The organism is Pseudomonas sp. NPDC087185, from assembly GCF_044744955.1.
Classification (GTDB): Bacteria; Pseudomonadota; Gammaproteobacteria; order Pseudomonadales; family Pseudomonadaceae; genus Aquipseudomonas.
In genome coordinates this window covers 168714-180607 of sequence record NZ_JBIUZK010000007.1, presented here as the reverse complement: position 1 = coordinate 180607, position 11894 = coordinate 168714, and the positions used below count along the sequence as shown (strand labels likewise).

The 11894-nt window shown below is 65.8% G+C and carries 10 protein-coding genes; all 10 read left to right on the top strand.

The genetic code is table 11. The features are described 5' to 3' along the window. Positions 1–45 precede the first annotated feature (45 nt). The 10 genes from ACIPIJ_RS23305 (at position 46) to ACIPIJ_RS23260 (ending at position 11881) form a co-directional block, all read left to right on the top strand. Complete coding sequence (locus ACIPIJ_RS23305) at positions 46–1092, top strand: LacI family DNA-binding transcriptional regulator (protein WP_401081034.1); 1047 nt, start codon at positions 46–48, stop codon at positions 1090–1092. 86 nt (positions 1093–1178) lie between these two features. Further along, positions 1179–2072, top strand: coding sequence for a LysR family transcriptional regulator (locus ACIPIJ_RS23300; protein ID WP_401081032.1), 894 nt, complete (start codon positions 1179–1181; stop codon positions 2070–2072). A 223-nt stretch (positions 2073–2295) separates the two neighbouring features. Next, positions 2296–3432 carry an acyl-CoA dehydrogenase family protein gene (locus ACIPIJ_RS23295; RefSeq protein WP_401081029.1) on the top strand — a complete coding sequence of 379 codons (1137 nt, stop codon included), beginning with the start codon at positions 2296–2298 and terminating at the stop codon, positions 3430–3432. Then, complete coding sequence (locus tag ACIPIJ_RS23290) at positions 3429–4373, top strand: D-isomer specific 2-hydroxyacid dehydrogenase family protein (protein WP_401081026.1); 945 nt, start codon at positions 3429–3431, stop codon at positions 4371–4373. The genes ACIPIJ_RS23295 and ACIPIJ_RS23290 overlap by 4 nt, the downstream gene beginning before the upstream one ends. Positions 4374–4395: 22 nt before the next feature. Beyond that, a complete protein-coding gene (locus tag ACIPIJ_RS23285) occupies positions 4396–5190 on the top strand; it encodes a class II aldolase/adducin family protein (RefSeq protein WP_401081023.1) in 795 nt (264 codons plus the stop codon). A gap of 37 nt (positions 5191–5227) precedes the next feature. Then, positions 5228–6856, top strand: a complete 1629-nt coding sequence (locus ACIPIJ_RS23280) for an ABC transporter substrate-binding protein (protein WP_401081021.1) — start codon at positions 5228–5230, stop codon at positions 6854–6856. Beyond that, entirely contained in the window at positions 6853–7803 is a 951-nt protein-coding gene (locus ACIPIJ_RS23275) for an ABC transporter permease (protein WP_401081018.1), read from the top strand. Before ACIPIJ_RS23280 ends, ACIPIJ_RS23275 begins: the two co-directional genes overlap by 4 nt. A 2-nt stretch (positions 7804–7805) precedes the next feature. Continuing rightward, positions 7806–8696, top strand: coding sequence for an ABC transporter permease (locus ACIPIJ_RS23270; protein ID WP_401081015.1), 891 nt, complete (start codon positions 7806–7808; stop codon positions 8694–8696). Next, a complete protein-coding gene (locus ACIPIJ_RS23265; protein WP_401081013.1) occupies positions 8693–10309 on the top strand; it encodes a dipeptide ABC transporter ATP-binding protein in 1617 nt (538 codons plus the stop codon). Before ACIPIJ_RS23270 ends, ACIPIJ_RS23265 begins: the two co-directional genes overlap by 4 nt. 237 nt (positions 10310–10546) lie before the next feature. After that, positions 10547–11881 carry an LLM class flavin-dependent oxidoreductase gene (locus ACIPIJ_RS23260; protein ID WP_401081010.1) on the top strand — a complete coding sequence of 445 codons (1335 nt, stop codon included), beginning with the start codon at positions 10547–10549 and terminating at the stop codon, positions 11879–11881. Positions 11882–11894: the final 13 nt, after the last annotated feature.

Sequence of the window (11894 nt, the reverse complement as noted above, 5' to 3'; positions counted from 1 at the left end):
GGCCGTTAGCGCTAACATCGGGCCGTTTCCACCAGGATGCCGCCCGTGAGCCAAGCCAAGGATCCACCCCGCAAGCGCCGCGGCGCCGGCCGTGTCACCCTCGCCGAGGTGGCGCGTGCGGCCCAGGTTTCGTCCATCAGCGTGTCGCGTTATTTCAACCAGCCTGAACAGGTTTCAGCGCCACTGCGCGAACGGATCGAGGCCGCCGTGCAGGCGCTGGGCTATGTGCCCAACCTGGTGGCGGGTGGCCTTGCCTCGGCTCGCGGGCGCATTGTCGGCATGGTGATCCCGAACATCTCCGGGCCGATTTTCGCGCAAACCATCCAGGCCTTCAGTGACACCCTCAGCCGGCATGGCTATCAACTGCTGCTGGCGTCCAGCTACTTCGACGAAGCGCAGGAAGAAAGCGCCGTGCGTGCCTTTCTGGGATGGTCACCGGCGGCACTGGTGGTCACCAGCCGTTTCCACAGCCCGGCAACCGAAAAGATGCTGACCGAGGCCGACGTGCCGGTGGTGGAAGTCTGGGACTACTGCCCCGAACGGGTGTCGATGCAGGTCGGGTTTCTGCATTACCAGGTCGGTGTGCAGGCGTGCCGCTACCTGCTGGACAAAGGCCATCGACGCATTGCCTTCGTGCAGAACAGCGCCGCAGGCGACCTGAGTGCGCTGGAGCGGCGCGACGGTTACAGCGCAACGCTGCGCGAGGCCGGGCTTGAGCCCTGGGTGTTCGTGCCCTCTGCCGACAGCACACCGTTCGAGGCCGGCAAGCAGGCCATGGAGGCGTTGATCCGGCGCAATCCACGGCCAGAGGCGATCATCTTCGCCAATGACAACCTGGCCGCAGGCGCCCTCCTCGCCGGACAGCGCGCCGGGTTGCGCTTGCCTGAAGACATGGCGATCGTAGGTTTCGGTGACTACGCGTTTGCCGAAATGCTGTTGCCGAGCCTGACCACCCTGCGCCCGCCGTCACGGGAGATCGGCGAGCTGGCGGCATTGCGTGTGTTGCAGCACCTTGGAGCCCTGGAGCATGTCGGCGAGGTGCAGCGTTTGAACTTGCTGGAATGTGCACTGATTGCCCGCGAAAGCGCTTGAGCACACTTGCCATGCTGTGACATTTCTCGCCGCGAGGATTATGCTCTGCTCACATGTCCAACCGCCCCAATATGTGAGCGCCGAATATGAAAATCGATGACATGGACGCCTTCGTGGCGGTCATCCGTTGCCAGTCGACCAACCTCGCCGCCGAAGCCCTGCAACTGACCCAGCCGGCCATCACCCGCCGCGTGCAGAACTTCGAGGAAGACCTGGGCGCCACCCTGCTCGACCGCAACACCAAACCGCTCAAGCCCACACCCATGGGCCTGCGGGTGTACGAGCAGTGCAAGGCCATCCTGCGCGAGATCGATTCGTTGCGCGAACTGGTGGCCAACGATGGCGCGCCGTCCGGCACCTTGCGCCTGGGCGTACCCCAGACCCTTGGCGATGTGGTGCTGCTCGACGCCCTGGCGAACATCCGCGTGACCTACCCCGCGCTGCGCACCCAGGTCACCAGTGGCTGGGGCAGCAGCCTGATCGCGCGCATGGAAAACGGCGAGCTCGATGCTGCTGCTGCGTTGTTCCCGCCCGGCAAGATCTTCCCCGAGGGTATCGCCAGCCAGTCCATAGGCCGCATGCCGCTGCGCGTGGTGGCTGCCAAGGGCAGTGCCAGCAAACGCAGCTACAAACTCAGGGACTGCTATACCCGTGGCTGGGTGTTGAACCCCGATGGCTGCGGCTTCCGCGCGGGGCTGCAACGGGCGTTGAGCGAACAGGGCCTGAGCCTGTCGATCAACCTGGAGACCTTTGGCACTGACCTGCAGCTGGGGCTGGTGGCCAATGGGCAAGGCTTGGGGCTGGTGCCCGAACCGCTGCTGCAGAGCAGCCGCTACCGTGATGCGCTGGACGTCGTGAATGTGACCGACTTCAAGCCGCAGGTGGATTTGTGGCTGTTCCACCCTCGGTACCTGGGCAACCTGCAAGAGCCGGTTGAGTTGTTCGGGGAGATTGCGGGGAATCGCCTACGGCGTGTTTGAAACCTTGCGGGCGCATGCCTTGGGATCTTCAGCGCCGAAAAACTCGAGGCATGCTGCCGACGGATTTCCTCCGATCACACCTACAAAATAAACATATCGCATAACATTTAACATCTGTAATTCTACAAACAAATAATTAGCATAGAACCAAAAAGACTTTTACAGCGTTAATCCAGACGAATACGGTCTTAGAAACCCACCGTGTTCCAGGGATGAATGCACCATGAGTCACCCGCCTTCCGACACCGCCCTCGCCGAGCTGACCCAGGCCCTGGCGGCCAACGCCGAGCGTCATGACCGCAGCGGTCAGTTCCCCCATGACAACTTCCACCTGCTCCATCAACACCGCCTGCTCGGCCTTACCGTGCCACGCAATCTGGGTGGTGGTGGCGCCGACCTGGCCACGGCGCGACGGGTCATCGCGGCCGTCGGCAAAGGCTGCCCGTCCACCGCGCTGATTCTGGTGATGCAGTACCTGCAGCACTTTCGCCTGCAGGACGAAGCCCGCTGGCCCGAGCGGCTGCGCCTGCAGGTCGCGCGCGAGGCCGTGGACCACGGCGCACTGATCAACGCCTTTCGCGTCGAACCCGAACTGGGCACGCCGGCCCGCGGCGGCCTGCCCGCCACCCTGGCGCGGCGCACCGGCGAAGGCTGGCGGCTGTCGGGGCGCAAGATCTACTCCACCGGCAGCCATGGCTTGACCTGGTACCTGGTGTGGGCGCGCAGCGACGATGCCGACCCGCTGGTGGGTGGCTACCTGGTGCACAAGGACACGCCCGGCATCCGCATCATCGAAGACTGGGACCACCTGGGCATGCGCGCCACCTGCAGCCACGAAGTACGTTTCGACGACGTGCTGATCCCGCTGGACCATGCCGTCAGCGTCAGCCCCGCCAGCGCACCGCGCGCGGAGCTCGATGGCACCGGCCTGCTTTGGATGTCGGTGCTTTTACCCGCCTTGTATGACGGTGTCGCCCAGGCTGCGCGCGACTGGCTGGTGCGCTTTCTCAACCACCGCGCGCCCTCCAACCTTGGCGCGCCGCTGGCCACGCTGCCGCGCTTTCAGGACGTGGTCGGGCGCATCGACACCTTGCTGTTCGCCAACCAGAGCCTGCTGGATTCAGCGGTGGCCGGGCTCACCGACCCGCGCCACGCTGGGCAGCTCAAGCACCTGGTCAGCGCCAATGCCATCCGGGCGGTGGAACTGGCCATCGAGGCGGCCGGCAACCCCGGCCTGTCGCGCCGCAACCCACTGGAACGGCATTACCGCGACGTGCTGTGCAGCCGTATCCACACGCCGCAGGACGACGTGGTGCTCGGCCACGTCGGGCGCGCCGCGCTGGCGGAGGTGGCAGCATGAGCCACTCGATCATTGCCAGCCAGCTGGATGCAGCGGCCAACCAGTACCTGCGTGACAACCTGCCCGACCATGAGGTGGTCGACATCGCACCGGGCCAGCTGCAGCTGGATGGCGCTGCCGATGTGTTCATCGTGCGGCCGATCAATGTGCGCGGTAACCGCGTCGATAACCCTCCACCTGGCTGGCCCTGGTCGCTGCGCTGGGTGCAGGTGGTGTCATCAGGCATCGACTTCTACCCCGACTGGGTATTCAAAGGGCCGCCGGTCACCAGTGGCAAGGGCGCCAATGCCGAGCAGGTGGCCGAGTTCGCCCTGGCCTTGGTGTTTGCCGCAGCCAAGCAGTTACCGGGGCTATGGGTCAAGGATGGCGATTGGCGCCTGACGCCGCTGGCCCCACTGCGTGGCCGTACCCTGGGCATTCTCGGCTTTGGCAGCATCGGCCAGAGCCTGGCAAGCAAGGCCAATGCCCTGGGCATGCGCGTACTGGCCCTGAGCCGCCCAGGGCAACCGCTGGCTGAGGTGCCGGGCGTGCAACGTGTCGATGACCTGCGCCAACTGTTCGCCGGCAGCGATCACCTAGTCATCGCCGCCCCGCTCACACCGGCAACGCGGGGGCTGATCGACCGAAAGGTGCTGGCCGAGGCCAAGCCAGGCCTGCACTTGATCAACATCGCCCGCGGCGGCCTGCTCGATCAGCACGCCCTGCTCGACGCGCTGGACAGTGGCCTGATCGGCCGCGCCAGCCTGGACGTCACCGACCCAGAACCACTGCCCGACGGCCACCCGCTCTACCACCACCCCCGCGTATTCCTGTCGCCGCACACCTCGGCGATTTCCGAGGAGGGCTACCCGGCCCTGCTCGACGCGTTCCTCGACAACTTCGCCCGCTACCGCGAGCAGGCGCCGCTGCGCAACCTGGTCGACATCCAGCGCGGCTACTGACCATATTCCCTGGAGAACAAACATGAGCTCACTGTCCGTCGTAACGCCGCAAGAAAACACCGTGCGCCAGCGCGTCAGCACCGAGGAATGGGAGGTGCGGGTCAAGCTCGCCGCCGCCTACCGCCTGGCGGCCCTGTTCCGCTGGACCGACCACATCTACACCCACTTCTCGGCGCGCGTGCCGGGGCCTGACGAGCATTTCCTGATCAATGCCTTCGGCCTGTTGTTCGATGAAATCACGGCCTCCAACCTGGTCAAGGTGGATGTCGACGGCACGATCATCGACGACCCGCTGGGCCTGGGCATCAACCAGGCCGGCTATGTCATCCACAGCGCCATCCACCGCGCCCGCCACGACCTCAAGGCCGTGCTGCATACCCACACCCGTGACGGCGCGGCAGTCTCGGCCCAGCGCGATGGCCTGCTGCCGATCTCGCAGCACGCCCTGGCCTACTACAGCCGGGTGGCTTACCACGACTACGAAGGCGTGGCGCTGGACCTGGACGAGCAGCAGCGGCTGGTGGCCAACCTGGGGGACAGCAACATCCTGATCCTGCGCAACCATGGCCTGCTGACTGGCGGCATCAGTGTCGAGCATGCCTTCCGAGAGCTCCATGGGCTGGAGCGTGCCTGCAATATTCAGGTGGCGGCGCAGGCAGGGGGCAATGACCAACTGCTGCAGGCCTCGCCTGCGGCGATTGCCAAGGTGCATGAACAGTCCAAGCGTTTTTCCGATGGGCTTGGCGAGGGGATTCAGCGGCATTGGGATGCGCTGATTCGACAGTTGGACCGTGAAGGCCGTGATTATCAGAACTGATTGAACGGCACCCAAAATCCCAATGAAGGAACGCCCGATGCCCCCACTGCGCCTTGCCAAACACCTGTTCAGCGCCTGCACCCTGGCGTTGGCCCTCGCCGCGTGCTCACCCTCCGGCGAAGACAGCACCCGTAAAACCCTGAACATCGCCTTCTGGGGCGACAACACCACGTTGGTCAGCGTCGACCCGTTCCAGGTCTACTGGCTGGAACATCGCGTGCTGCTGCGCAACGTGGCCGAATCGCTGACCGATCAGGACCCGGACAGCGGCCGGATCATCCCCTGGCTGGCGCAACGCTGGGAAGTCAGCGACGACGCACTGAGCTACACCTTCTACCTGCGCCAGGACGTTACCTTCAGCAATGGCGAGCGCTTCGACGCCCAGGCCGTGAAGACCGCCTTCGACAGCAACAAGGCCTTTGCCGGGCAATTGCCCGCCACCTTCGGCGCCACCTACCTGGCCGGCTACGACCATGCCGAGGTGCTCGACCCGTTCACCGTGCGCCTGGTGCTGTCACGGCCCAATGCCGGCTTCCTGCAGGCCACTTCCACCACCAACCTGGCGGTGCTCGCCCCGGCTTCATACACGCTCAGCGCCCAGGAACGCTCGCTGGGCAAGATCATCGGCACCGGCCCCTTCGTGCTCGAACACTACACCCCCGAAGTCGGCGCGCAGCTGGTCAAGCGCGCGGACTACGCCTGGCCTTCGGCCAACATGAAGAACCCGGGCGCGGCGCACCTGGATGCGGTGAACATCAGCTACATCCCCGAAGAAAGCGTGCGCAACGGCCTGTTCCTGCAGGGCAAGGCCGACATTCTGTGGCCACGCAACCCGTTCTCGGAAGTGGATCTGAAACTGTTCCAGGCCAAGGGGGCGACCATCCAGAGCCGCTCGCTGCCAGGCCCTGCCCTGAACCTCTACCCCAACACCCGCAACGACCGCCTGCTGGCCGACCGCCAGGTGCGCCAGGCCCTGCAGAAAGCCATCGACCGCAGCAGCTACGCGCACACCGTGTACAACGCCGAGTTCCCGGTGGTCAGCGGGGTGTATGACGTGACCACACCGTACTTCAAGGCCCAGGCGGGCAAGCTCGGCTACGACCCACAAGGCGCCGAACGGCTGCTCGATGCCGCCGGCTGGAGCAAGGGCGATGACGGTTACCGGCACAAGGACGGCAAGCGCCTGACCTTGCGCTATAACATCAGCCCGGCGGAAAGCGCAGGCGACGTGCTGGTGCAGGACCAACTGCGCAAGGTCGGCATCGACCTCAAGCTCAACGTCCTGACCCGCGCCGAGTGGGTGGCTGGCAACGCTGCGGGCAACTACGACCTGACCTCCACCTACATGACCCGCGCCGACCCGATCATCCTGCAGACCATCCTCGACCCGCGCGCCGCCAACAGCGCCACGATGGCCACCAACACCTACGAGCCACACACCCTGAGCAAGGCCCAGGCGCTGTTCGACAGCGGCATCACCGCCATTCACGATGCGCAGCGCGCCCAGGCTTACGGCCAGCTACAGGACCTGCTGATCGACGAAGCCTCGGCGTTCCCGCTGTACGAGCGCGTCTGGCAGGCCGCCACTGCGGCGCGGGTCAAGGACTTCCGCTGGACCGCAGAAGGGTTCGCCTTGCTGAGCGACATCCAGGTCGGCCAGCCATGAACCGTTACCTGATTGGCCGTATTGGCCAAGCGCTGCTGGTGCTTTGGGGTGCGTACACCATCACCTACTTCATCCTCTACCTGCTGCCGGGCGATACCCTGGCAATCATGCTCAGTGCCTCGGGCATGGAAGCCGATGGCCTGTCGCCCGAGGACTTGGCCAAGGCCCGTGCCTATTACGGCCTGGACAAGGGCCTGTTCGAGCAGTATTTCGACCTGCTCTGGCGCGCGCTGCACGGCGACCTGGGCCAGTCGCTGTCGCTCAACCGGCCGGTGACCGCGCTGCTCGCCGAGCGCTTGCCGCAAACCCTGTCGCTGGCCGGGCTGGCCATCGTCCTGTCGCTACTGGGCGGCATCGGCCTTGCGTACCTGACGGCCTACTTGCAGTGGCGGCCGCTGAAGGTGGCGCTGTCGCGCTTGCCGTCGCTCGGTTTTTCAGTGCCGGTGTTCTGGATGGGGCTGCTGCTGATCCAGGTTTTTGCCTTCGGCCTGGGCTGGTTCCCGGCCACCGGCAGCCAAGGTTTCGTCAGCCTGGTACTGCCGGCCGTGACCCTGGCCATCCCTAGCGCGGCCGTGTATGCCCAGGTGCTGATACGCGGTTTCCAGGGCGTCTGGCACGAGCCCTACATCACAACCGCATTTGCCAAGGGCCTGAGCCGCGCCCAGGTGCAAGCCCGCCACGCCCTGCGCAACGCGGCATTGCCCATCCTCACCCTGGTGGGCCTGCAGGTGGGCAATACGGTGTCCGGCGCCGTGCTGGTCGAGACCATCTTTTCGCGCAACGGTGTCGGCCGGCTGGCCCAGGAAGCCGTGCTGCGCCAGGACATCCCTGTGGTGCTGGCGATCGTCGCGGTATCGGCCGCCGCGTTCGTGCTGGTCAACCTGATCGTCGACCTGCTCTACCCCTACCTTGACCCGCGCATCACCCACGCCACAAAGGTGACCTGACCATGACCAGCGATACCCATGTGTTGCCTAATGCCGCGCCCGCCGTGGCCTGGAAGCGCCGCACGCGCCTGCAGCGCTTCGCCCAGGTGTTGACACCCTTGCTGGCGCGCCCCGGTTTCGCCCTGGCCCTGCTGGTGGTGCTGTTCGCACTGGTTGCCGCCGTGGTGCCGCATTGGCTGACCAGCTTCGACCCGTACGCCACGTCACCGGCCGCCAAGCTGACCGGGCCCGGTGCCGCGCACTGGTTCGGCACCGACGAGCTGGGCCGCGACCTGTATACCCGGGTGGTGTACGGCGCCAGCCTGTCGGTGCAGGCGGCCCTGCTGGCCGTTGGCATTGCCCTGGCCGGCGGGCTTGGGCTGGGCGTGCTGGCGGGGTTTGCCGGCGGGCGCATCGACGCGCTGATCATGCGCGTGGTCGATGTGCTGCTGGCCCTGCCCGGCCTGCTGCTCGCGCTGGCCATTGTCACCGCCATCGGCTTCGGCACGGTGCCTGTGGCGATCGCCGTCGGTGTGGGCATCATCCCGGGCTTCGCCCGCACGACCCGCGCCGAGGTGCTGCGGGTCAAGACCTTGCCCTATGTAGAGGCCGCACGCCTGGGTGGCGCCAGCTGGCGCCGCACGCTGCTGCGGCACATCCTGCCCAACGCCTGGGGCCCGGTCGCGGTGCTCGCCACCCTGGACTTCGGCGCGGCGATCCTGGCCACTGCGGGCCTGAGCTTCCTGGGCTTTGGCGCGGCGCCACCCGCCGCGGAATGGGGCACGCTGATCGCCAACGGCCGACACTTCCTGATCACCGCCCCCTGGGTATCGCTGCTGCCTGGCCTGTTCGTGGTAGCCGTGGTGTTCAGCCTCAACCATCTCGCCCGCACCTTCGAGGAGAACCCGCGATGAGCGAACACCCCCTGATCGCCGTGCGCGACCTCAGCGTCAGCTACCACGCCGGCGGCCATGTCACCCAGGCGGTCAAATGCCTGTCTTTTTCCCTGGCCCAGGGCGAGACCGTGGCCATCGTCGGTGAGTCTGGCTCGGGCAAGTCGACATTGGCCAACGCGCTGCTCGGCCTGCTGCCGGGCAACGCGCAGGTCGAGAGCGGCCAGCTTTGGGTCGAGGGCGTCGACGTGGCCCGTGCCAGCGAAAAGCAGAACCGCCGGTTGCGCGGCCGCACCATCGGCCTGGTACCGCAAGACCCGATGGTCAGCCTCAACCCGACGCTGCGTGTCGGCCAGCAGATTGGCGAAGCGCTGGTGCTGGCCCACGGCCGGCGCTACCGCAGCCTCGACGCCGATGTGCTGGCACTGCTAGCCCAGGTCGGCCTGGACAACCCGGCCCTGCGCGCCCGCCAGTACCCACACGAGCTGTCCGGTGGCATGCGCCAACGGGTGCTGATTGCCATCGCCCTGGCCGGCAACCCGCGCCTGATCATTGCCGACGAACCCACCAGTGCCCTGGACGTGACGGTGCAACGCAAGATTCTCGATCATCTGCAACGGCTGGTGGCCGAGCGTGGCATTTCGCTGCTGATCATCACCCACGACCTGGGTGTGGCCACTGACCGCGCCGACCGCCTGCTGGTGATGAAACAGGGCGAACTGGTGGAGCAAGGCCCGCCCCGGCAAGTCGTCGAGGCCCCTCAGCACCCTTACACACGCGCCCTGCTCGGCGCTGCCCCGGCCTTCAACTGCCACCGCCGAGCACGGGCGTTGGCGCCGGGCGCTCAGCCAATCCTCAGCCTGGAGGGTGTGGGCAAGACTTTCGAACTGCCAAAGGTCAAGGGCCAGGACAACCGTTTTGTCGCTCTGCACGACCTCAACCTGCAGGTACACCCAGGCCAGACCTTGGCCATCGTCGGTGAGTCGGGGTCTGGCAAGAGCACCGCGTTACGCATCGCGCTCGGCCTGGAGGCACCCAGCCAGGGGCGCATCCTGTTCGACCAGGTGGATGTCACCGGCTATGGCTGGCGGGCGTTCAGGCCTTTGCGACGGCGCATGCAGCTGGTGCAGCAAAACCCGTTCGCCGCCCTCGACCCGCGCTTCACCGTGTTCGACAGCATCGTCGAGCCGCTGGTGTCGTTTGGCGTGCACCAAGGCCCCGCACTGGAACAGGCAGCCCGCGAGCTGATCGCGCGCGTGCACCTGCCGGTCAGCTACCTCGACCGGCTGCCGCGGGAGTTATCGGGCGGCCAACGACAGCGGGTGGCCATTGCCCGCGCATTGGCCCTGCAGCCGGAGCTGCTGTTGCTCGATGAGCCGGTCAGTGCGCTGGATGTCTCGGTGCAGGCGCAGATCCTCGCGCTGCTGGATGAACTGCAGTGCGAGCTCGGCATCGCCTATGTGCTGGTGTCCCACGACCTGGCCGTGGTGGCGAGCATGGCCGACCACGTACTGGTGCTACGCCAGGGTCAGGTGGTGGAGCAAGGCACGGTGGACGCGGTGTTCGCGCGACCGACGAGCGAATACACCCGTGAACTGATCGCGGCCATTCCTGGGAATAAAGCCGCCGCTTGAGCCCCTACTGAGCCCACCCATTAATATGCTTATCGCGCATTTAGTTAAACCATATAAATACCTTTAAATCATATTAGCATAGAACTACAAAGCCTTTCACAACACCCACCGTTAGCCGCTAAGGTCACTCCAGACCGACCCCATTTCCTGGCGGAGGCCGTCCATCACGACCACGCCAGGAGCCTCGCGCGCATGGCTGTTTCGATTTCCTTTGCAGCACAACCTTGAGGCATTCCCATGAGCACACGACAGATTCGCCTGGGCGCCATGATCCATGGTGTCGGCCACGGCTGGGGCGAATGGCGCCACCCGGCGGCGCTGGCTGATGCCAGCGTCAATTTCGGTTTCTACAAACAGCAGGCACAGCTGGCCGAGGCGGCCAAGTTCGACTTCGCCTTCATCGCCGACAGCCTGCACATTCATGCCCGCTCCAGCCCTCACTACCTCAACCGCTTCGAGCCCCTGACGATCCTGTCGGCATTGGCCGCAGTCACCACGCACATCGGCCTGGTGGCCACGGTCACGGTCAGCTACACCGAGCCGTTCCAGGTGGCGCGCCAGTTCGCCTCGCTGGACCTGATCAGCGGTGGGCGCGCCGGCTGGAACGTGGTGACTTCCTGGCTTTCCGGAACCGCCGACAACTTCGGCAAGGCCGAACACCCGCCACACGCCGTGCGCTACCGGATCGCCCGTGAGCACGTGGACGTGGTCAAGGGGCTGTGGGACTCGTGGGAAGACGACGCCTTTACCCGGGACAAGCACAGCGGGCAGTTCTTCGACCCGGCCAAGCTGCACACCCTGGGCCACCAGGGCGAGTTCTTCAAGGTCAAGGGGCCGCTGAACATCCAGCGCTCGCCCCAGGGCCAACCGCTGATTTTCCAGGCCGGCGTTTCCGAAGACGGGCGCAGCTTCGCGGCGCAGAACGCCGATGCCATTTTCGTCAGCCCGGAGTCGTTCGACGATGCCCACGCCTATTACCAGGACCTCAAGCAGCGCGCCGCGCAGCATGGCCGCAACCCGCAGGCCCTGTACATCCTGCCCGGTATCCGCCCCATCGTAGGCCGCGACGCCGAGGAGGTGGAGCAGCGCTACCAGCAAGCCGTGGACCTCGTGAGCATCGAGGACGCCCTGGTCGCCCTTGGCCGCCCGTTCAACGATTACGACTTCAGCCAGCATGCGCTGGACGCGCCCTTCCCCGACCTCGGCAGCCTGGGCAATGACAGCCACAAGGGCACTTCGGACCAACTCAAGCAGTTGGCCCGCGACGAAGGCCTGACCCTGCGCCAACTAGCGCTGCGTTTCTCGCGCCCACGACGCGATTTCGTCGGCACCCCGGAACAAGTTGCCGATGCCCTGCAGCACTGGTTCGAGAACGGCGCAGCCGACGGTTTCATCATCAACTCGCTGCTGCCCGACGGGCTGCAGTACTTCACCCAGCTGGTCGTGCCACTGCTGCAGGCGCGCGGCCTTGCCCGCGCCGAGTACACCGGCAGCACGTTACGCGACAACTTCGGCCTCGACGTGCCGGAAAACCGCAACACACTGCAGCGCGCCCAGACGGCGGTTGCCTGAGCCCATTCTTACA